Annotated in this window: 22 protein-coding genes and 3 tRNA genes; 24 read left to right on the forward strand and 1 reads right to left on the reverse strand. The window is 69.1% G+C overall.

Annotation, left to right across the window (positions count from 1 at the left end; all coding sequences use genetic code 11):
* Positions 1 to 92: 92 nt before the first annotated feature.
* From BLT23_RS06365 to BLT23_RS39895, 12 genes are all read left to right on the forward strand, one after another.
* Complete coding sequence (locus tag BLT23_RS06365; RefSeq protein WP_090046503.1) at positions 93 to 2,699, forward strand: putative bifunctional diguanylate cyclase/phosphodiesterase; 2,607 nt, start codon at positions 93 to 95, stop codon at positions 2,697 to 2,699.
* Positions 2,700 to 2,773: 74 nt separating this feature from the next.
* A tRNA-Thr gene (locus tag BLT23_RS06370) sits at positions 2,774 to 2,849 on the forward strand.
* Positions 2,850 to 2,891: 42 nt separating this feature from the next.
* Positions 2,892 to 2,964: transfer RNA gene (locus BLT23_RS06375), tRNA-Met, on the forward strand.
* Between the two features lie 170 nt (positions 2,965 to 3,134).
* Positions 3,135 to 3,299, forward strand: coding sequence for a 50S ribosomal protein L33 (gene rpmG / locus BLT23_RS06380; RefSeq protein WP_015105301.1), 165 nt, complete (start codon positions 3,135 to 3,137; stop codon positions 3,297 to 3,299).
* Between the two features lie 73 nt (positions 3,300 to 3,372).
* Entirely contained in the window at positions 3,373 to 3,822 is a 450-nt protein-coding gene (locus BLT23_RS06385; RefSeq protein ID WP_090046505.1) for a MaoC family dehydratase N-terminal domain-containing protein, read from the forward strand.
* Positions 3,823 to 3,824: 2 nt separating this feature from the next.
* Positions 3,825 to 4,226, forward strand: a complete 402-nt coding sequence (locus tag BLT23_RS06390) for a MaoC/PaaZ C-terminal domain-containing protein (protein WP_090046507.1) — start codon at positions 3,825 to 3,827, stop codon at positions 4,224 to 4,226.
* Between the two features lie 236 nt (positions 4,227 to 4,462).
* A tRNA-Trp gene (locus BLT23_RS06395) sits at positions 4,463 to 4,535 on the forward strand.
* Between the two features lie 34 nt (positions 4,536 to 4,569).
* Positions 4,570 to 4,983: a preprotein translocase subunit SecE gene (gene secE / locus BLT23_RS06400; protein WP_176946625.1), complete on the forward strand. Its 414-nt coding sequence runs from the start codon at positions 4,570 to 4,572 to the stop codon at positions 4,981 to 4,983.
* A 40-nt stretch (positions 4,984 to 5,023) separates the two neighbouring features.
* Positions 5,024 to 5,845, forward strand: a complete 822-nt coding sequence (gene nusG, locus BLT23_RS06405) for a transcription termination/antitermination protein NusG (protein WP_090046512.1) — start codon at positions 5,024 to 5,026, stop codon at positions 5,843 to 5,845.
* 87 nt (positions 5,846 to 5,932) lie between these two features.
* Positions 5,933 to 6,367, forward strand: a complete 435-nt coding sequence (rplK, locus tag BLT23_RS06410; protein WP_030473500.1) for a 50S ribosomal protein L11 — start codon at positions 5,933 to 5,935, stop codon at positions 6,365 to 6,367.
* 80 nt (positions 6,368 to 6,447) lie between these two features.
* Positions 6,448 to 7,158 carry a 50S ribosomal protein L1 gene (rplA, locus tag BLT23_RS06415; protein WP_090046514.1) on the forward strand — a complete coding sequence of 237 codons (711 nt, stop codon included), beginning with the start codon at positions 6,448 to 6,450 and terminating at the stop codon, positions 7,156 to 7,158.
* A 57-nt stretch (positions 7,159 to 7,215) separates the two neighbouring features.
* Positions 7,216 to 7,473, forward strand: coding sequence for a hypothetical protein (locus BLT23_RS39895; protein WP_143035844.1), 258 nt, complete (start codon positions 7,216 to 7,218; stop codon positions 7,471 to 7,473).
* On the opposite strand, the gene BLT23_RS06420 is transcribed toward BLT23_RS39895, so the two are convergent.
* A complete protein-coding gene (locus tag BLT23_RS06420) occupies positions 7,470 to 8,240 on the reverse strand; it encodes a hypothetical protein (protein ID WP_090046516.1) in 771 nt (256 codons plus the stop codon). The genes BLT23_RS39895 and BLT23_RS06420 overlap by 4 nt on opposite strands.
* Positions 8,241 to 8,486: 246 nt before the next feature.
* On the opposite strand from BLT23_RS06420, the gene rplJ reads away from it, so the two are divergent.
* The 12 genes from rplJ (at position 8,487) to BLT23_RS06480 (ending at position 19,837) form a co-directional block, all read left to right on the forward strand.
* Complete coding sequence (gene rplJ, locus BLT23_RS06425) at positions 8,487 to 9,041, forward strand: 50S ribosomal protein L10 (protein WP_090046519.1); 555 nt, start codon at positions 8,487 to 8,489, stop codon at positions 9,039 to 9,041.
* A gap of 56 nt (positions 9,042 to 9,097) precedes the next feature.
* Positions 9,098 to 9,484, forward strand: a complete 387-nt coding sequence (gene rplL / locus BLT23_RS06430) for a 50S ribosomal protein L7/L12 (RefSeq protein ID WP_090046520.1) — start codon at positions 9,098 to 9,100, stop codon at positions 9,482 to 9,484.
* A 312-nt stretch (positions 9,485 to 9,796) separates the two neighbouring features.
* Positions 9,797 to 10,864, forward strand: a complete 1,068-nt coding sequence (locus BLT23_RS06435) for an ABC transporter ATP-binding protein (RefSeq protein WP_090046522.1) — start codon at positions 9,797 to 9,799, stop codon at positions 10,862 to 10,864.
* The gene (locus BLT23_RS06440) at positions 10,861 to 11,646 is read left to right on the forward strand and encodes an MlaE family ABC transporter permease (RefSeq protein ID WP_090046524.1); all 786 of its coding nucleotides are present in this window, start codon (positions 10,861 to 10,863) and stop codon (positions 11,644 to 11,646) included. Before BLT23_RS06435 ends, BLT23_RS06440 begins: the two co-directional genes overlap by 4 nt.
* Complete coding sequence (locus BLT23_RS06445; RefSeq protein ID WP_090046527.1) at positions 11,646 to 12,455, forward strand: MlaE family ABC transporter permease; 810 nt, start codon at positions 11,646 to 11,648, stop codon at positions 12,453 to 12,455. Before BLT23_RS06440 ends, BLT23_RS06445 begins: the two co-directional genes overlap by 1 nt.
* Complete coding sequence (locus BLT23_RS06450; RefSeq protein WP_090046529.1) at positions 12,452 to 13,774, forward strand: MCE family protein; 1,323 nt, start codon at positions 12,452 to 12,454, stop codon at positions 13,772 to 13,774. The genes BLT23_RS06445 and BLT23_RS06450 overlap by 4 nt, the downstream gene beginning before the upstream one ends.
* Positions 13,771 to 14,802, forward strand: a complete 1,032-nt coding sequence (locus BLT23_RS06455; RefSeq protein ID WP_090046532.1) for an MCE family protein — start codon at positions 13,771 to 13,773, stop codon at positions 14,800 to 14,802. Before BLT23_RS06450 ends, BLT23_RS06455 begins: the two co-directional genes overlap by 4 nt.
* On the forward strand, positions 14,799 to 15,800 hold the full coding sequence (locus tag BLT23_RS06460; protein ID WP_090046533.1) for an MCE family protein: 1,002 nt from the start codon (positions 14,799 to 14,801) through the stop codon (positions 15,798 to 15,800). The genes BLT23_RS06455 and BLT23_RS06460 overlap by 4 nt, the downstream gene beginning before the upstream one ends.
* Complete coding sequence (locus BLT23_RS06465) at positions 15,797 to 16,963, forward strand: MCE family protein (protein ID WP_090046535.1); 1,167 nt, start codon at positions 15,797 to 15,799, stop codon at positions 16,961 to 16,963. The genes BLT23_RS06460 and BLT23_RS06465 overlap by 4 nt, the downstream gene beginning before the upstream one ends.
* Complete coding sequence (locus tag BLT23_RS06470) at positions 16,960 to 18,108, forward strand: MCE family protein (RefSeq protein ID WP_090046537.1); 1,149 nt, start codon at positions 16,960 to 16,962, stop codon at positions 18,106 to 18,108. Before BLT23_RS06465 ends, BLT23_RS06470 begins: the two co-directional genes overlap by 4 nt.
* Entirely contained in the window at positions 18,105 to 19,337 is a 1,233-nt protein-coding gene (locus tag BLT23_RS06475; RefSeq protein ID WP_090046540.1) for an MCE family protein, read from the forward strand. Before BLT23_RS06470 ends, BLT23_RS06475 begins: the two co-directional genes overlap by 4 nt.
* Complete coding sequence (locus BLT23_RS06480) at positions 19,337 to 19,837, forward strand: nuclear transport factor 2 family protein (protein ID WP_143035845.1); 501 nt, start codon at positions 19,337 to 19,339, stop codon at positions 19,835 to 19,837. Before BLT23_RS06475 ends, BLT23_RS06480 begins: the two co-directional genes overlap by 1 nt.
* The last annotated feature ends 9 nt before the right edge of the window (positions 19,838 to 19,846 follow it).

Consider the following 19,846-nt stretch of genomic DNA (forward strand, 5'->3'; position numbering starts at 1 on the left):
CATTGGTGCCCCTGGAGGGGTCCTGATCGCCAAGGGCGGGACCCCTCAGTCACGCCTAGAGGTTCCCCCACCCAGGCCGACGAGGAGGCTGGATGTCCGACCGAGCGTCGGCCCCCGTGTCGGACTCGGCCGCCTGGTCGGCCAAGTCGACCAACCGCGCGTTCAGCACGTTCGCCGTCACCCTCCTGGTGGCGGGCGTCGTCTGCGCGGGCCTGGTCGCGGCGTGGCTCCCCGAGCGGGAGACCGCGTCCCTGCTCTGGGTCGGCCCGCTGCTCGTCGTCGGGTTCCTGCTGGCCGAGCAGCTCGCGATCAACGTCGACGTCCGCAGCGGCGTCGCGTGGACCATCTCCTTCACCGAGATCCCGCTGGTGCTGGGCCTGCTCATCGCCCCGTTCGAGATCGTGCTCGCCGCGCACGTGGTCGCGGGCGTGGGCACGTTGCTCGGCAGGCGCATCCTCGACAGGGCCGTCTACAACGCGGGCCTGATGTTCATGGAGATCTCGGTGGCGTTCGCCGCCGCGGAGACCGTGAACCGGGTGATCGGTGCCGGCGGCCCGTTCTGGGCAGGAGCGTTCGTCGGAACGATCACCGTGCCGCTGCTCGCGAGCGTCCTCGGCCTCTGCGCGCTGCGCCTCATGGGCAAGTCGATGCGCGTCGGCAACAGCGCCCGCCTCGTGCTGCAGACGCTGGTCGTGGCGCTGCTCAACACCTCCATCGGCCTCGTCGGCTACCAGATCGTCGCCACCACCGAGTGGGGCGGCGTCCTCGTGCTCCTGGTGCTCGCGGGCATCGTCGCCACCTACCTCGCCTACTCCGGGCTGCTGCGCGAGCAGCGCGACCTGGAGGCGCTGAGCGAGGTCAGCCTCCGCGTCGCGCGGTCGGGCCAGCACGGCACCGGCCCCCGCCAGCCCGACGACGACCTCACCACGGGCGTCGAGGAGGACGAGTGGCAGCAGATCGCGGAACGCATCCGCGAGCAGCTCAACGCCAACCGGGTCGTGCTGCGCCTGCGCACCGACCCGCAGGAGGCCATGATCACGCTCGTCGCCGGTGAGCCGCTGCCCGACGAGATGACCGCGACGGACCCCCGTGCCGTGCGCGAGGACCCGATCCTGCAGCTGCCGGGCACGCACGTCCGCTACTACCGCGTCGCCGACGCGACCGAGGACGTCGGCGAGGCCCTGCTGCGCCGCGACGCGCAGGAAGCGCTGGTCGTCCCGTTGCGCGGCGCGACCCAGCTGCTCGGCGCCGTCGAGGCGCACGACCGGCTCTCCCGCTGGCGCGGCTTCGGCAGGGCCGACATCCAGCTGCTCCGCACGCTCGCCTCGCACCTCGCCACCGCCGTCGACAACCGGCGCCTGCTCGCCAGGCTGCGCCACGACGCCTACCACGACCCGCTGACCGGCCTGCTCAACCGCGCGGGCTTCCGCGAGGCGTGCGCGGAGCCGGTGCGCGAGTCCCAGCGCGGCGTGGTGCTGCGGATAGACCTCGACATCCTCTCGACCGTGTCCGACGCGCTGGGCCAGGCGTGGGGCAACCGGATGGTCGTCGCCGCCGGACGCAGGCTGCGCGACGCCCTCGGCGCCGACGTGCCGCTGGCCCGGCTCGAAGGCGGTGCCTTCGCCGCCTACCTAGACGACTCGCGTGCCGTCGCCGCGCACGAGATCGCGGAACGCCTGCGCGCCGGGCTGTCCGTGCCCTACCCGGTCGACCGGCTCACGGTCGAGGCGTCCGCCGTCGTCGGCTACGCCTCCAAGGCGGACTCCGAGACCGAGGACCCGGACCCCGACGTGCTGCTGCAACGGGCCGACGTGGCCGTGCGCGCGACGTCGGAGGGCACCCCGGTGAAGGCGTACGCGCCGTCGATGGGCCACCTGTTCCTGCGGCGCTTCCAGCTCGTCACGCAGTTCCGCCAGGCCGTCGAGACCGGCCAGATCTCGGTGCACTACCAGCCGAAGGTCGCCCTGCCGTCCCGCCAGGTCGTGGGCGCGGAGGCGCTCGTGCGCTGGACGCACCCGGAGTTCGGCCGCGTCGACCCCGACGAGTTCGTGCCGGCCGTCGAGGCCACCGGCCTCGTCGACGTGCTGACCGACTTCGTGATGGACAGGGCGCTGGAACGCGTGCGGCGCTGGCTCGACCGCGGCCTGCGGATGTCCATCGCGGTCAACCTGTCCGTGCGGACGCTCGGCGACGAGGACTTCCCGAACCGCGTGGCCGCGGCGCTCGAACGCCACGACGTGCCGTCCGGGCTGCTGACCTTCGAGCTGACCGAGTCCGGCGTCATGGCCGACCCCGAACGCGCACTGCCGGTGCTGCGGCGCCTGCACGCGATAGGAGTCGTGCTCGCCGTCGACGACTTCGGCACCGGCTACTCGTCACTCGCGTACCTGCGCCAGCTGCCGGTCGACGAGGTGAAGATCGACAAGTCGTTCGTGCTCGGCATGGGCACGGACCTCGGCGACATGGCCGTGGTCCGGTCGATCGTGGAGCTGGGGCACTCGCTCGGCCTCGTCGTGGTGGCCGAGGGCGTCGAGGACGACGCCGCGCGCGACCAGCTCGTCGGGATGGGTTGCGACGTGGCCCAGGGTTACCTGATCTCCCGCCCGCTGTCCGAGGACCGCTTCGAGGCGTGGCTGCGCGCACGAACGGTGCAGGTCAGGGGAGCCCGCGATGAGACGGTGCTCACGCTGGTGCACTAAGAGGCCCCCCGGATTTCGTTCTTGGTGGACGCATGTTGTAGAGTTCTCCTCGCTCGGCAAGAACGAAAGAGCAAGCCCCTTTAGCTCAGTCGGCAGAGCGTCTCCATGGTAAGGAGAAGGTCTACGGTTCGATTCCGTAAAGGGGCTCCACGACTCGGCCGCGATGTCAGCATCGCGGCTTGTGTTGTGTATAGCGGTGTAGCTCAGTTGGTAGAGCAAGCGGCTCATAATCGCTGTGTCGCCGGTTCAAGTCCGGCCACCGCTACGCGAGTGGACGAGGTGTGCTGGCGGAGAGCGCCAGCCATCCTCGCTCCGCCATGATTTTGGGGGCCAAGCCCCCACACCCCCGGGCAGCATCCTCGTTGCCCGCCCCCGCCAGGTGGTAAGCCCGCACTGGAGCTCCGGGGTACACGTGCTCTCAGGAAGGCAAGGACCGTGGCTGCAACCGACGTACGCCCGAAGATCACCCTCGCGTGCGAGGAGTGCAAGCACCGGAACTACATCACCAGGAAGAACCGGCGCAACGACCCGGACCGCCTGGAGATCAAGAAGTTCTGCCCGAACTGCAAGACGCACCGCGCGCACAAGGAAACCCGCTGAGCGCGTAGCGGAAGCTTTCGCCGAGGCCCGTCCCACACCGTGGGGCGGGCCTCGCCGCATATAGGCTCACTCGGTGCCTCTCGACCCCAGTTTCACCGGACGCAGTTATCCGCCGTCGCAGCCGTACGACGTGAGCCGCGAGAAGATCCGCGAGTTCGCCGACGCGATCGGTGCGACCAGCCCGGCCTATCGCGACGCCGACGCCGCGAAGGCGTTGGGGCACAGGGACGTCATCGCCCCGCCGACGTTCGCCATCGTCGTGTCGATGAAGACCAACGAGACGGTCATGTTCGACCCGGAGCTGAAGCTCGACTACAGCCGCGTCGTGCACGGCGACCAGAACTTCACGCACCACCGGCCCATCACCGCGGGCGACCGGCTCGTGTCGGTGGCGCACATCGACTCCATCACGTCCCGCATGGGCAACGACATGATCACCGTGCGGACCGAGATCGGCACCGTCGACGGCGAGCCCGTCACCACCGCCAGGTCGATGCTCGTCGTGAGGGGAGAGGACGCGTGAGCGTGGAGATCGGGACCGAGCTGCCGCCGCTGTCCGTCCGCCTCACGCGGGCCGACCTGGTGCGCTACGCGGGCGCCTCGCTGGACTTCAACCCCATCCACTGGAACGAGAAGACCGCGAAGGACGTCGGCCTGCCGGACGTCATCGCGCACGGCATGCTCACGATGGCCGTGGCCTCGCGGATCGTCGCCGAGTGGGTCGGCGACCCCGGCGCGATCGTCGAGTACGGCTGCCGGTTCGGCCGGCCCGTCGTGGTGCCGAACGACGACGAGGGCGCGCTGGTCGAGGTCACCGCGAAGGTCACGAAGGACTTCGAGGACGGAACTGTGAAGGTCAACATCAACGCGGCTTTTGACGGCAAGTCGGTGTTGACGGGCGCGTTCGCCCGCGTGCGCGTGGCGTGAACTTGTGATCAAGAACACCACCGGGTCACCCGGTCCGGTGGTGTTTTCGGTGCTCAAGCCCACCGTGCGGGCCGGAGGCGGTCCGGAACGCCGACCCTGATTCGTGTTCTCGGCCCGCGTGTGGGTAGGCTGTGCGTCAGGCCGCTCGGCAGGTGATAGAGCGGTCTGGTTGGAATGGACGGGACAGCCTCCCGTACACTTCCTGCTTGGCCAGGGGATCCCGATCGGGATCTCGAAGGGGTGTAGCTCAACTGGCAGAGCAGCGGTCTCCAAAACCGCAGGTTGCAGGTTCAAGTCCTGTCGCCCCTGCTGTCGAAGCGTCATGGGTGGAGTGGAGGACGGCATGAGCGAGGGCCGCGAGCAGGACCAGCCGGAGGAGCGCGAAGGCGCTGTCCGGCCGTCCACTGCTGCGGCGCGGCGTGAACGTCGTGCCTCCTCTCGCCCGGCCGCCCGCAAGGACGGCAGCAGCGCTGAGTCGAAGAAGAGCGTCGCGAAGTCCGACTCCTCGGACGAAGGCGCGAAGAAGGGTCGCCCGACCAAGACCCGTGAAGGGCAGGAGAAGCGTCCCTCGTTGATCGGACGCGGCTTCCGCTACATCCGCGAGGTCATCGGCGAACTCCGCAAGGTGATCTGGCCTACGCGCAAGCAGCTCGTCACCTACACCGGCGTCGTGCTGGTGTTCGTGGTCTTCATGGTTGCGCTGGTGTGGGGACTCGACCTCGGCTTCGGCGCGGCTGTTTTCGAGTTGTTCGGCTGAGCCGGACAGCTGCCGCTGCAACCAGGAAGCGAGATCCACAGTGAGCTCCGACAACGGCGTTGACGCCCAGGAGAAGACCGACCTCATCGACGACGAGGTGTCCGAGGGCATCGAGGCTGACGAGACGGTCGAGTCGGACGCTGTGGACTCCGAAGCCGGTGACTCGCAGGACGAGGCCGACTCCGACGACGCGGACTCCGCCGACGAGGACGTGGACGTCCTCGCCCTCGACGAGACCCCGATCGACGAGGAGATCGCCGACCCCGCCGAGGAGCTGCGTCAGGCCCTGCGCCACGCGCCCGGCGACTGGTACGTCGTGCACTCCTACGCCGGCTACGAGAACAAGGTCAAGGCGAACCTCGAGACTCGTATCCACACGCTCGACATGGAGGACTACATCTTCCAGGTCGAGGTGCCGACCGAAGAGGTCACCGAGATCAAGAACGGCCAGCGCAAGCTGGTGCAGCGCAAGGTGCTGCCCGGCTACATCCTGGTCCGCATGGAGCTCACCGACGCGTCCTGGAGCGCCGTCCGCAACACGCCGGGCGTGACCGGGTTCGTCGGAGCCACCTCCAAGCCCTCGCCGCTCACCATCGACGAGGTGCTGAAGTTCCTGCTCCCGCAGGGTGAGCAGAAGCCCGCCGAGGGCAAGAAGGCCGCTTCTACGGCCGCGCCGAAGCCGACCATCGAGGTCGACTTCGAGGTCGGCGAGTCGGTCACTGTCATGGACGGCCCGTTCGCCACGCTGCCCGCCACGATCAGCGAGGTCAACGCGGACGGCCAGAAGCTGAAGGTCCTGGTGTCGATCTTCGGCCGGGAGACGCCGGTCGAGCTGTCGTTCAGCCAGGTCTCCAAGATCTGAGCGGTTCTCTCTGGCGAGGGGACCGGTCGGCCACGCGGCGGCTGGCAGGGCCGCGCGCGGACACCGCAATAACAGGAAGTACGGACAATGCCACCCAAGAAGAAGAAGCTGTCAGCGATCATCAAGCTGCAGATCAAGGCTGGTGCCGCCAACCCGGCGCCGCCCGTCGGTCCCGCGCTGGGTCAGCACGGCGTCAACATCATGGAGTTCTGCAAGGCCTACAACGCCGCGACGGAGTCGCAGCGCGGTCAGGTCGTGCCGGTCGAGATCTCCGTGTACGAAGACCGCTCGTTCGACTTCAAGCTGAAGACCCCGCCGGCCGCGCGACTCATCCTCGCCGCCGCGGGTGTCGAGAAGGGCTCCGGCGAGCCGCACCGCGTCAAGGTCGCCAAGGTGACCATGGAGCAGGTGCGTCAGATCGCGCAGACCAAGATGGTCGACCTGAACGCGAACGACATCGACCAGGCCGCGAAGATCATCGCCGGCACCGCCCGTTCCATGGGCATCACGGTCGAAGGCTGACCACACCCTCTTCGAGAAAGCGTGGGAGAGCCGGGCGCGGCTCATTCACCACGAACTGATCCACGGTAAGGAACAGACCTATGAAGCGCAGCAAGGCCTACAAGGCCGCAGCCGAGCTGGTGGACCGGGAGCGGCTGTACTCGCCGCTGGAGGCCGCCAAGCTCGCCAAGGAAACGTCCAAGGTGAAGCTGGACTCGACCGTCGAGGTCGCGATTCGCCTCGGCGTCGACCCTCGCAAGGCCGACCAGATGGTCCGCGGCACCGTGAACCTGCCGCACGGTACGGGCAAGACCGCCCGCGTGATCGTCTTCGCGACCGGTGACAAGGCCGCCGAGGCCGAGGCCGCCGGTGCGGACGCCGTCGGCTCCGAGGACCTGATCGAGCGCATCCAGGGTGGCTGGCTCGACTTCGACGCCGCGATCGCGACCCCCGACCAGATGGCGAAGGTCGGCCGCATCGCCCGCATCCTCGGCCCCCGTGGCCTGATGCCGAACCCCAAGACCGGCACCGTGACCCCCGAGGTCACCAAGGCCGTCAACGACATCAAGGGCGGAAAGATCAACTTCCGCGTCGACAAGCAGGCCAACCTGCACTTCGTCATCGGCAAGGTGTCGTTCGAGCCGGAGAAGCTGGTCGAGAACTACGCGGCCGCGCTGGACGAGGTGCTCCGCGCCAAGCCGTCCGCGGCCAAGGGCCGGTACGTCAAGAAGGTCACCGTCTCCACGACGATGGGCCCCGGCATCCCGGTCGACCCGAACCGCACCCGCAACATGCTGGTGGACGAGGCCTGAGCCTCCCGGTTCTGAGCACGACGTGAAAGGCCCCCGGTTCGCCGGGGGCCTTTTCGCATGTCAGCTCCTGTTTCGTCGGTAGTCGCCCGGTGTGGTGCCGACCAGTTCGAGGAAGTGGTGGCGCAGGTTGTTCGCCCGCCTCGACCAGGTCCGGCGGGACGGGCGACCGAGGCGCAGGACGTGCCGTTCGCGGCGCTCGGCTCGCTCAAGGCGCTGGTGGACCACCAGGTGGCCGCCGGGCACGGCACGGACAGCCTCGCCCGTGCCGTCGAGTCGTTCGAAGCCGTTGCGGCACAACGGCTCGCGCGCGGCTAGCCGCAGGAGCCGGGAGACCAGTCGGTGATCACCCAGCCGGAGCCGATCTTCTCGACGACGAACACCCCGAGCCGCGGCCCGCCCTCCACGGTGAGCTCGCACGAGTCGATGGTGACCCTGGTCGAGGTGGGCGTCTTCAGCATGTCCGGCGGGAACATCACCTGCTGGTACCGGTCGACGTTGGTGACCTGGTCCTTCAGCTTCCTGACCGCCTCGCCGCAGTCGCTCGCGCCGTGGGCCTGGGCGAACCGCTCCCTGGCGTCGTCGCGGTAGATGAGCGTGCAGGCGCGGGTCGTGTCCGCGAACGAGACGTGCTTGTAGAACATGCCGACGGCGCCCTGCAGGCCGGCGGGCGCGCTGAGGCCCTGCGCGGGACCGGTGACGCCGCCGCTGTCCTGCGCGATGCCGCCGGGGTCGTCGCGGCCGAAGAAGTTGTCGTAGGCCCACATCGCGGAGAACACGACGAGGAGGAAGAACAGCGCGCGCCAGAAGACGCGGCTGCCCAGCACCACCAGCCACCACCGCCTGCCGTGCGGCTTGAACGCCTGGGGTGCCTGGCCCGTGGCCTCCTGGTAGCGCTGGTACTCCTGGAACCGCTGGAACTCCTGGAACTGCCGCAGCTGCTCCGGGTCGATCTGCGGCGCGGGCGGCTGCGCCTGGGGTTGTGCCTGTGCCTGGGGCTGCGGCTGGAGCGGGGGCTGGTGGGGCACGGGCGGCTGCGGCGGGGGCTGGCGGGGCGCGAGGTCCTTGCCGGGCTCGTCGGTCACACGTCACATCATGCCGATTTGGAGAGCCGCTACACAGTCGGCTACTGTTTTCGATGGTTCTACCGAAGACCGCTGGTTTTCTCCGCGAGGAGAACGAAGGCCCCGTTGCAACACGGGCGGCCCGCGCAGGGAGGACGAGGCAAAGCTTCTTGTGACGCCCCGTGCTGCTTGTGCGCGTGGGCGTTTCTGTTGTTTCGGGACCTTCTCGCAGCTGGTGGTCTAACCCAGCCCAGAGAGGAGGCGATCATGGCGAAGCCCAGCAAGGTTACGGCGGTCGCTGAGCTCGCGGACCAGTTCCGCGGCAGCTCGGCAGCGCTCGTCACCGAGTACCGTGGCCTCTCCATGGCGCAGCTCACCACGCTGCGTCGCGCTCTCGGCGCGGGCACCAAGTACACCGTCGCGAAGAACACGCTGGTCAAGCTGGCCGCTGCGGACGCCGGCATCGAGGGCCTCGAGGCCCTTCTGGCCGGTCCGACCGCCATCGCGTTCGTCGAGGGCGAGCCCGTCGAGGCCGCCAAGGCGATCCGCGACTTCGCGAAGGACAACAAGGCCCTGGTCATCAAGGGCGGCTACATGGACGGCCGCCCGCTCTCGGTCGACGAGGTCACCGCTATCGCGGACCTCGAGAGCCGTGAGGTGCTGCTCGCGAAGCTCGCGGGCGCGATGAAGGGCAACCTGGCCAAGGCCGCGGGTCTGTTCAACGCCCCGGCTTCCCAGGTCGCTCGCCTGGCTGCTGCCCTGCAGGAGAAGAAGGCCGCCGCGGCTCCCGCCGCCGAGGCCGACGCTCCCGCCGAAAGCTGATCACCCGAAGACACGCCCGGCGCTTTCGCGCGGGAGATTAGAAAGGACCGCCGATCATGGCGAAGCTCAGCACCGAAGAGCTGCTCGACGCTTTCAAGGAGATGACCCTCCTGGAGCTGTCCGAGTTCGTGAAGCAGTTCGAGGAGACCTTCGAGGTCACCGCCGCGGCGCCCGTCGCCGTTGCCGCCGCTCCGGGTGCGGCCGCCGCCGCCCCCGCCGAGGAGGAGAAGGACGAGTTCACCGTCGTCCTCGAGGGCGCCGGCGAGAAGAAGATCCAGGTCATCAAGGTCGTCCGCGAGGTCGTCTCGGGCCTGGGCCTGAAGGAGGCCAAGGAGCTCGTCGAGTCCGCTCCGAAGCCGCTCCTCGAGAACGTGGCGAAGGACGTCGCCGACGCCGCCAAGGAGAAGCTCGAGGCCGCCGGCGCCAAGATCTCGCTCAAGTGATCTGAGGCCCCTTCCGGGGGCCGGCGCTCTGCCTCGCAGTGCCTGAACGGGCGTGCACCTCTCAACGGGGGTGCACGCCCGTTCTGCGTTTCCGGGCCTGATGTGCCACGAGTCACATCAGTCTCGAAAACGGTTGGTCGCAGGCGTGCGATCCCGTCTCCGGTGACCGTTTTGCGAGGTCACCCGGTTCCTCGTTATCCGAACGCAACCGGCGTTAGCCCAACTGGTGAGTAACCTGCCGCGCACAAACTCGTTTCCCCAGTGTGACGCCGATCGCCACGGCGTCCCCTGGCCGTGTGCGGAGGTGCGTGGATGGGTGTCGAGGTGGTCGTCGAGGGCCTGACCAAGTCCTTCGGCAAGCAGACCATCTGGCAGGACGTCACGCTCACGCTCCCGCCGGGTGAGGTCAGCGTGATGCTCGGGCCCTCGGGCACCGGCAAGAGCGTGTTCCTGAAGTCGCTGGTGGGCCTGCTCAAGCCGGAAAAGGGCAGGATCGTCATCAACGGCACGGACCTCGTGCGGTGCTCCGAGCACAAGCTGTACGAGATCAGGAAGATGTTCGGCGTCCTGTTCCAGGACGGCGCGCTGTTCGGGTCGATGAACCTCTACGACAACATCGCCTTCCCGCTGCGCGAGCACACCCGCAAGACCGAGGCAGAGGTCCGCCGGATCGTCCTCGAGAAGATGGAGATGGTCGGCCTCGTCGGCGCGGAGAAGAAGCTCCCCGGCGAGATCTCCGGCGGCATGCGCAAGCGGGCGGGTCTCGCCAGGGCGCTGGTGCTCGATCCCGAGATCATCCTGTGCGACGAGCCGGACTCGGGCCTCGACCCGGTGCGCACGGCCTACCTCAGCCAGTTGCTGATCGACCTGAACGCCCAGATCGACGCGACCATCCTGATCGTCACGCACAACATCAACATCGCCAGGACCGTGCCGGACAACCTCGGCATGCTGTTCCGCCGCGAGCTCGTCATGTTCGGGCCGCGCGAGGTGCTGCTGACCAGCGACGAACCGGTGGTCGAGCAGTTCCTCAACGGCCGGCGGCTCGGTCCGATCGGCATGTCCGAGGAGAAGGACCAGGCCACGATGGCCGCCGAGCAGGCGCACGCGGACGCGGGCCACTCGGACGGGTCGCCGGACGAGGACATGCGCGGGGTCGTGCCGCAGCTGGAGCCGACGCCGGGGCTGCCGTTCCGCGACGCGGTGCGGCGGCGCAAGGACCGGGTCATGTCGATCATCCACCAGCTGCCGCTCGACGCCCAGCAGGGCATCATCGCGAGCCTCACCCCCGAGGAGCAGGTGCGCTACGGCGTGCACGCCGGGGTGCCGGTGCCCGCTCCGGCGCCGAGCCCCTGGCCGCGGCGGGGTGGTGTGCTGTGAGCACGCCCGCGACATTCCCCGGTGCCGGTGCGCTGCGGGAGACGGGGAAGCTCTGCCAGCTCGGCATCGACGTCGTGCGGACGTCGTTCCGGCGGCCGTTCCAGTTCCGCGAGTTCATCCAGCAGAGCTGGTTCATCGTCAGCGTGACGGTGCTGCCGACGGCGCTGGTCAGCATCCCGTTCGGCGCGGTCATCGCGTTGCAGCTGGGCAGCCTGACCCGCCAGATCGGCGCGCAGTCGTTCACCGGCGCCGCGAGCGTGCTCGCGATCATCCAGCAGGCCAGCCCGATCGTGACGGCGCTGCTCATCGCGGGCGCGGGCGGCAGCGCGATCTGCGCGGACCTCGGGTCGCGCAAGATCCGCGAGGAGATCGACGCGATGGAGGTGCTCGGGGTCAGCCCGATCCACCGCCTCGTGGTGCCGAGGGTGCTGGCGGCGATGCTGGTGTCCGTGCTGCTCAACGGCATGGTCAGCGTCGTCGGCGTGCTCGGCGGCTACTTCTTCAACGTGATCATGCAGGACGGCACGCCCGGCGCCTACCTCGCGAGCTTCAGCGCGCTGGCACAGCTGCCCGACCTGTGGATCAGCGAGCTCAAAGCGCTGATCTTCGGGTTCATCGCGGGCATCGTGGCCGCCTACCGGGGCCTCAACCCGGCGGGCGGGCCCAAGGGCGTCGGTGACGCGGTCAACCAGGCCGTCGTCATCACGTTCCTGCTGCTGTTCTTCGTCAACTTCGTCCTGACCACGATCTACCTGCAGGTCGTGCCCGCGAAGGGGAGCTGATGGCGAACAAGGCGCTGTCCGCGCTGGACGGCTTCGGTGACCAGCTGGCGTTCTACCTCAAGGCGCTGGCCTGGACCCCGCGCGCCCTGCGGCGGTACTCCAGGGAGACGCTGCGGCTGCTGGCCGAGGTCAGCTTCGGCAGCGGGGCGCTCGCGGTCATCGGCGGCACGATCGGCGTGATGGTCGGGCTGTCGGTGTTCACGGGCACGGTCGTCGGTCTGCAGGGCTTCACGGCCCTGAACCAGATCGGCACGTCCGCGTTCGCCGGCTTCGTCTCCGCCTACTTCAACACCCGCGAGATCGCGCCGCTGGTCGCGGGGCTCGCCCTGAGCGCCACGGTCGGCTCGGGCTTCACCGCGCAGCTCGGCGCGATGCGGATCTCGGAGGAGATCGACGCGCTGGAGGTCATGGGCATCCCCAGCCTGCCGTTCCTCGTCACCACGCGGATCATCGCCGGGTTCGTCGCGATCATCCCGCTGTACGTGATCGGCCTGCTGACCAGCTACCTGGCCGCGCGGACCATCACCGTGGAGTTCTACGGGCAGTCGGCGGGCACGTACGACCACTACTTCAACCTGTTCCTACCCCCTGTCGACGTGCTCTGGTCGTTCGGCAAGGTGCTGGTCTTCGCGGTCGTGATCATCATGACGCACTGCTACTACGGCTACCGCGCCTCGGGCGGTCCCGCCGGTGTCGGCATCGCGGTCGGGCGTGCGGTGCGGACGGCGATCGTCACGACGGCGCTGCTCGACTTCTTCCTCAGCCTCGCGATCTGGGGCGCGACGACGACGGTGAGGATCGCCGGATGACGCCGAGGACATGGGCACCGCGCGTGCTGGGCATCGCCTTCCTCCTCGCGATCGCCCTGTTCCTGTCGCTGACGGTGGCGATCTACCGGGACGCCTTCGGCGAGTACGTGAAGGTCACGCTCAAGACCGACCACATCGGCAACCAGCTGCAGACCGCGAGCGACGTCAAGGTGCGCGGGCTGATCGTCGGGTCGGTGAAGGCCGTGCGGACCAGCGGTGACGGTGCCGAGCTGGAGCTCGCGCTGCTGCCGGACAAGGTGGGCCAGATCCCCGCCAACGTCAGCGCGCGCCTGCTGCCCAAGACGCTGTTCGGCGAGCGCTACGTGAACCTGGTGCTGCCGCAGCGCAAGGCGGAGGCGATCAGCGACGGCGCGGTCATCGAGCAGGACCGCACCAGCAGCGCGATCGAGCTGGAACGTGTGCTGGACAACCTGATGCCGGTGTTGCAGGCGATCCAGCCGGAGAAGCTCGCCACCACGCTGACCGCGTTGTCGCAGGCGCTCGACGGGCGGGGCAAGCCGCTCGGCGAGACCCTCGTCTCGCTGGACTCGTACCTCGGTGAGCTGAACCCGCAGCTGCCCGCGTTGAAGGAGAACATCTCCCGGCTCGCGGACGTCTCGAACGTCTACGCGGACGCCGCGCCGGACCTGCTGCAAGCGCTCAACGACATGACCACGACGACCAAGACCGTGGTGGAGCAGCGCGACAACCTGCTGGCGCTGTACGGGTCGCTGACGACGACGTCGCAGGACCTCGGCAGCTTCGTCGCGGTCAACAAGAACAACATCATCTCGCTCGCCGACAGCAGCCGTCCGACGCTGGAGCTGCTCGCGAAGTACGCGCCCGAGTACCCCTGCCTGCTCAAGGGTCTCGCGGAGTTCGAGCCGGTCATCAGCAAGGCGTTCGGCGCGGGCACCGACAAGCCCGGCCTGCACATCACGCTGGAGATCACGCAGAACCGCGGCAAGTACAAGCCGAACCTGGACGAGCCGGAGTACGCCGACAAGCGCGGCCCGCGCTGCTACGACCTCGTGCCGCGGCCCGACCCGTTCCCCCAGTACCCGCCGGACGGCCCGGTGCAGGACGGCTCCAGCTCACCGCCGCCCGCCCGCGTCGGCAACGACGGCGTCCTGCCGCCCGGTGCCACGATCCCGTCGTCGGCGCGGGACGCGGTCAACCTCGTCAACTCGCCGGAGGAGGCCCGGCTCGTCGCGGCGCTCTTCGGCCCGCGCGTCGGCGTCGACCCGCGGGAGATGCCCGGCTGGTCGAGCCTGCTGCTCGGTCCGCTGGTCCGCGGGACGGAGGTGACGGTCCGGTGAAAGGCGTGCTCGCCCCGCTGCTCAAGCTGCTCTCGTTCGCGCTCGTCACGATCCTCGCGACGACCCTGCTCGCGGTGACGATCGCCAACGTGAGCCTGGGCGGCGCCACCGGCTACAAGGCCAGGTTCACCGACGTGACCTCGTTGAACGAGGGCGACGACGTCCGCATCGCCGGTGTCCGCGTCGGGCAGGTCGACGGCATCGAGGTCGTCGACCGCAAGACCGCCGAGGTCGAGTTCTCGATCGACGGCGACCGCAGGCTGCCCGAGTCGGTCACCGCGACGATCAAGTACCGCAACCTGGTGGGGCAGCGGTACATCGCGCTGGAGGCGGGCACCGGTGACACGAAGGCGGTGCTGCCGGAGGGCGGCACCATCCCGCTGGAGCGCACCAAGCCGGCGCTCGACCTGACGGTGTTGTTCAACGGCTTCAAGCCGCTCTTCCAGGCGCTGTCGCCGGAGGACGTGAACAAGCTGTCGTTCGAGATCATCCAGGTGCTGCAAGGGGAAGGCGGCACGATCGACAGCCTTCTGCGGCACACGGCCTCGCTGACCAGCACTCTCGCGAGCAAGGACAAGGTGATCGGCGAGGTCGTCGACAACCTCAACACCGCGCTCGACACCGTGAACTCGCGCGACCAGGACCTCAACAACCTCGTCGTGACGTTGCAGTCGCTCGTGTCCGGACTCGCTCAAGACCGTCAGCCGATCGGTGACGCGATCAGCGCGCTCGGCGACCTGACACAGGCCACGTCCGGGCTGCTGGAACAGGGCCGCGAGCCGTTGCGCAACGACATCGCGCAGCTCGGCATCGTCTCGAAGACGCTGGGCGACAACGAGGTCCTCGTCGAGAAGATGTTGCAGGGCCTGCCGAACAAGCTGGAGACGATCACCCGCACCGCGACCTACGGCTCGTGGTTCAACTTCTACCTGTGCGAGGCGAGCGGCCAGGTCGCCGTGCCGCCCGTCATCAACGACCCCATCCCGATCACGGCGTTGCCGGTGACCCAGCAGAGGTGCCGCCGATGAGGACGTCCAACCCGATCAGGACCGGCGCGGTCAGCCTCACGGTGATCGCCCTGCTGCTGCTCGCCGCGTTCTACTCCGACGACCTGCCGATCGTCGGTGGTGGCACGAGCTACGCCGCCGACTTCAGCGAGGCCGCCGGGCTGGTGTCCGGCAACGAGGTCCGCGTGGCCGGCGTGAAGGTCGGCAAGGTCACCAAGGTCGAGCTGAACGGCGACCGCGTGCGGGTCACGTTCAAGGTCAAGGACGCCTGGGTGGGCGACCGGTCGACCGCGATGATCCGCATCAAGACGTTGCTGGGCCAGAAGTTCCTGGCGCTCGACCCGCAGGGCAGCCAGCCGCTGTCGCCGGGCGACCCGATCCCGAAGGAGCGCACGCTCGCGCCGTACGACGTGAACGAGGCGTTCAACGGGCTCGCGACGACCGTCGGCCAGATCGACACCAAGCAGCTCGCGGACAGCTTCACGGTGCTGTCCGACACCTTCAAGAACTCGCCGGAGCACGTCAGGGGCGCGCTGGACGGCCTGTCCGCGTTGTCGAAGACGATCTCCTCGCGCGACGAGCAGCTGGCGAAGCTCCTGGACAACATCCGGCAGCTGACGAAGACGCTCGCCGACCGCAACGCCGAGTTCGAGAAGCTCCTCGGGGACGGCAACCTGCTGCTCGGGGAGCTGCGCAAGCGCCGCGAGGCGATCAGCGCGCTGCTCACCGGCACCCGCGACCTGTCCCGCGAGCTGACCGGTCTGGTGCAGGACAACCAGAACCAGCTCAAGCCCGCGTTGGAGCAGCTCGACCGGGTGACGACGGTTTTGCAGCGCAACCAGGACAACCTCGACCGCAGCCTCGCGCTGATGGCGCCCTTCTACCGGGTGTTCGCGAACACCCTGGGCAACGGGCGCTGGTTCGACACCTACATCTGCGGCCTGCTGCCGCCCTCGGTGAACCTCGGCGTCGTCGGGTTCAACGAGGAAGGCTGCCTGCCACCGGGGGTGCAGCGATGACGACAGCAGCTCACAGCAGGACCGGCCGGTTCATCGCGGTCGCGTGCGTGCTCGCCCTGGTCGTGGCCGCCGGGCTCTGGTGGGTCTTCGGCGCCATGAACGGCCGGAAGGTCACGGCGCACTTCGCCGCGGCCGTCGGCGTCTACCCCGGCGGCGACGTCCGGGTGCTGGGCGTGAAGGTCGGCACGATCGACGAGGTCACGCCGGAGGGCAAGACCGTGAAGGTCGTGTTCACCGTCGACCGCGACGTGCGGGTGCCGGAGAACGCGCAGGCCGTCGTGGTCGCGCCGAGCGTGGTCAGCGACCGGTACGTGCAGCTCACGCCCGCCTACACCGGCGGACCGGCGCTCGGCGACGACGCCGTGATCCCGCGCGAGCGGACGGCGACGCCGGTCGAGCTGGACGAGCTGTACTCGTCGCTCGACAAGCTCACGACCGCGCTGGGCCCGAACGGCGCGAACGCCGACGGCGCGCTGGCCGACCTGCTGAACTCGGCGGCGAAGAACCTGGAGGGCAACGGCCAGGCCCTCAACGACACGCTGAAGAACCTCGGCCAGGCCACCCGGACGTTGTCGGGGTCCAAGGAGGACCTCTTCGCGACCGTCGACAACCTGCAGAAGTTCACCGCGATGCTGGCCGCGAACGACAGCCAGGTGCGCGACTTCAACCAGCAGCTCGCGGACGTGTCGAAGCTGCTCGCCGACGAACGCGGCGACCTCGGTGCCGCGCTGGCCGAGCTCGCGACCGCGCTGGGCCAGGTGCAGGGCTTCGTGAAGGACAACCGCGAGGTGCTCAAGTCCAACGTGGACAAGCTCGCCTCGATCACGCAGGTGCTGGTGAACCAGCGGGCGGCGCTGGCGGAGACGCTCGACGTCGCGCCGCTGGCCCTGGGCAACCTGCAGAACTCCTACAACGCGGCGTCCGGCACGCTCGACACCCGCGCCAACATCAACGAGCTGAACCAGCCGCCGATCGTGCTGGTCTGCAAGCTCGTCCAGCAGGCGACGCCGAACAACGTGCCCCCGGTGCTGGCGGAGACCTGCAAGCAGCTCGAACCGCTGCTCACCGGTGCCCTCCCGCTGAAGACGCCGGCCGAGGTGCTCAGCGACCTCAACGCGGGCAAGCTGCCGCTGCCCCTGCCGCTCGCGGGGGTGCCCCGATGAGGAAGCTCGCGGTGGTCCTCACAGCCGCCCTGCTCGCGTCGGGCTGCGGGTCCGGCGGCTTCGACGGCGTCTACAACCTGCCTCTGCCGGGCGGCGCCGACGTCGGCGACCACCCGTACCGGGTGAAGGCGCGGTTCGCCGACGTCCTGGACCTCGTGCCGCAGGCGGGCGTGAAGGTCAACGACGTGCCGGTGGGCAGGGTCGAGAAGATCGACCTCGCCACGGACGGCTGGACCGCCGAGGTGACGTTGCTGGTCAACGGCGACGTGCGGCTGCCGGCCAACGCGTTCGCGAAGCTGCGCCAGTCCGCGCTGCTCGGCGAGAAGTTCGTGGAGCTCGGCAAGCCTTCCGACCCTTCGGGCACGCTCGCGGACAACGCCGTGATCCCGCTCGACCGCACCAACCGCAACCCCGAGGTCGAAGAGGTCTTCGGCGCGCTGTCGATGCTGCTCAACGGCGGTGGCGTCGCGCAGCTGCAGAACATCACCAAGGAGCTCAACGCCGCGATGGAGGGCAACGAGCAGGAGATCCGCTCGTTGCTCGGCAACCTGGACACGTTCGTCGGCGAGCTGGACAAGCACAAGGCGGAGATCGTCCGCGCCCTCGACTCGATCAACCGGCTCGCCGGGACGCTCGCCGGCCAGCGGGAGAAGATCGCGGTCGCGCTGACCGACCTGGAGCCCGGCCTGAAGGTCCTCGCCGAGCAGCGCACGCAGCTCGTGACGCTGCTGCAGTCGCTGACCAAGCTCTCCGACGTCGCGACCGACACCGTCAACCGCAGCCGTGACGACATCGTGGCGGACCTCAAGGCGTTGCAGCCGACGCTGACGAAGCTCGCCGAGTCGGGGCAGAACCTGCCGAAGTCGCTGGAGCTGCTGCTCACCTACCCGTTCCCGGACGAGGCGCTCGACGGCATCAAGGGCGACTACACCAACGCGTTCATCGACCTCGACCTGAACCTGGGCTCGGTCCTGGAGAACCTCGGGCGCTCGCGGCAGTCGCCGGTCGACTCGCTGCTGCCGAGCACGCCGTTGCCGTTGCCGAACATCCCGCTGCCGAACCTCCCGCTGCCGAACGCGGGACAGGGCACCGGGTCCGGGCTGGGCGACCTGCTCGGCGGGCTGCTGGGAGGTGGCCGCAGGTGACCACTCGCGGGACCAAGGTCAAGATCGTCGCGTTCGTGCTGGTCGCTCTGCTGGGCATCTCGTACGTCAGCGCGACCTACGTGGGCCTGTTCAAGCCGGCCTCGACGGTCGTCACGATGCAGCTCGCCGACTCCGGCGGCATCTTCACCAACGCCGAGGTCACCTACCGCGGCGTCACGATCGGGCGGGTCGGCCAGCTGCGGCTCACCCCCGACGGCGTCGAGGCCGACCTGGAGCTCGACGCCGACGCCCCGCGCGTGCCCGCCGCGACCGAGGCCGTGGTGGCCAACCGGTCGGCCGTCGGCGAGCAGTACGTCGACCTGCGGCCGACCTCCGACGGCGGCCCGTACCTGGAGGCCGGGTCGGTCATCCCGCGGTCGGCCACCAAGACCCCGCCGCCCGTCGACGGGTTGCTGACGAACCTCGACGCGTTCGCCTCCTCGGTGCCGACGGACTCGCTGCGGACCGTCGTCGACGAGCTGCACGACGCCTTCAACGGCACCGGCGGCGACCTTCAGGTGCTGATCGACAACACCGCGGCGTTCACGCAGGCGGCCAGGGAGCACCTGCCGCAGACGACCCGGCTGCTGGAGGAGGGCCGGGTCGTGCTGGCCACGCAGGCCGCGCAGGGCGGCGCCATCCGGTCGTTCAGCGGCGACCTGCGGCTGCTCGCCGAGCAGCTCAAAGCCTCCGACGGCGACCTGCGGCGGCTGATCGTCGCGGTGCCGCCCGCCTCCGAGCAGGTCTCCGCCCTGCTGAGGGAGAGCGGGCCGAACCTCGGGGTGGTCTTCGCGAACCTGCTGACCACCTCGAACATCCTCGTGACCAGGCGCGACGGTTTGGAACAGATCGCCGTGACGTACCCCATCGCCGTGGGTGGCGGTTTCACCGTGGCGCCGGGCGACGGGTCGGCGCACTTCGGCCTGGCGCTCAACCTCTTCGACCCGATGCCCTGCACCGTCGGGTACGAGGGCACGACCGTCCGCAACGGCAACGACACGTCGGCCGCGCCGCTGAACACGCAGGCGTACTGCGCCCTGGCGCCCGGCTCGGCGACATCGGTGCGTGGCTCGCAGAACGCGCCCTACGGCGGGACGCCGACCACCCCGGTCGGCACCGCGACGACCCAGCCCGGCCAGGAGCCGACCGGTAGCCAGGCGACGGTGCCGGAGCTGCCGTTGCTCACGTCGCTCGGCCAGCTGCTGGGCCTGCCCGAGGAGAAGAAGTGATGCGGACCTTCACAGTGGTCGCCGCGGTCCTCGCGGTGCTGACGTTCGGCTACGCCGCCTACACCGGCGTGGCCTGGTACTCGGCCTCCCACTCGGCGGAGGCGGAGTACGCCGCCACCCGCGACGAGGCCCTGCGCTCCGGCCAGGTCGGCATCACGAACTTCCTCACGCTCGACTACCAGAAGGTCGACGAGGACCTGCAGCGCTGGCTGAGCTCCTCCACCGGGCCGCTGCGCGCCGAGATCGACAAGGACAAGGACTCGCGCCGCAAGCAGCTGGTCGACGCCAAGTCGGTCACGACGTCGAAGGTGCTCGACTCCGCCATCACCGAGCTCGACGACCGCACCGGCACCGCGTCGATGATCGCCGTCGTCGAGAGCACCGTGACCCCGGCGGACGGCCAGAAGGTCACCAAGATCAACCGGTACCTGACCGAGCTCACCCGCACGGACGACGGCTGGAAGCTCAGCCAGCTGGGTCCGCTGCGGGCGGGCGTCTGATTGGACAGC

Origin of the sequence: Lentzea fradiae, from assembly GCF_900100955.1 — a bacterium.
GTDB lineage: Bacteria > Actinomycetota > Actinomycetes > Mycobacteriales > Pseudonocardiaceae > Lentzea > Lentzea fradiae.

Coding starts and splice junctions, on each gene's coding strand:
- BLT23_RS06365 (WP_090046503.1), top strand. CDS start 93: ATGTCCGACCGAGCGTCGGCCCCCGTGTCGGACTCGGCCGCCTGGTCG.
- secE (WP_176946625.1), top strand. CDS start 4,570: ATGAGCGAGGGCCGCGAGCAGGACCAGCCGGAGGAGCGCGAAGGCGCT.
- rplK (WP_030473500.1), top strand. CDS start 5,933: ATGCCACCCAAGAAGAAGAAGCTGTCAGCGATCATCAAGCTGCAGATC.
- rplA (WP_090046514.1), top strand. CDS start 6,448: ATGAAGCGCAGCAAGGCCTACAAGGCCGCAGCCGAGCTGGTGGACCGG.
- BLT23_RS39895 (WP_143035844.1), top strand. CDS start 7,216: ATGTCAGCTCCTGTTTCGTCGGTAGTCGCCCGGTGTGGTGCCGACCAG.
- rplJ (WP_090046519.1), top strand. CDS start 8,487: ATGGCGAAGCCCAGCAAGGTTACGGCGGTCGCTGAGCTCGCGGACCAG.
- rplL (WP_090046520.1), top strand. CDS start 9,098: ATGGCGAAGCTCAGCACCGAAGAGCTGCTCGACGCTTTCAAGGAGATG.
- BLT23_RS06435 (WP_090046522.1), top strand. CDS start 9,797: ATGGGTGTCGAGGTGGTCGTCGAGGGCCTGACCAAGTCCTTCGGCAAG.
- BLT23_RS06445 (WP_090046527.1), top strand. CDS start 11,646: ATGGCGAACAAGGCGCTGTCCGCGCTGGACGGCTTCGGTGACCAGCTG.
- BLT23_RS06450 (WP_090046529.1), top strand. CDS start 12,452: ATGACGCCGAGGACATGGGCACCGCGCGTGCTGGGCATCGCCTTCCTC.
- BLT23_RS06460 (WP_090046533.1), top strand. CDS start 14,799: ATGAGGACGTCCAACCCGATCAGGACCGGCGCGGTCAGCCTCACGGTG.
- BLT23_RS06465 (WP_090046535.1), top strand. CDS start 15,797: ATGACGACAGCAGCTCACAGCAGGACCGGCCGGTTCATCGCGGTCGCG.
- BLT23_RS06470 (WP_090046537.1), top strand. CDS start 16,960: ATGAGGAAGCTCGCGGTGGTCCTCACAGCCGCCCTGCTCGCGTCGGGC.
- BLT23_RS06480 (WP_143035845.1), top strand. CDS start 19,337: ATGCGGACCTTCACAGTGGTCGCCGCGGTCCTCGCGGTGCTGACGTTC.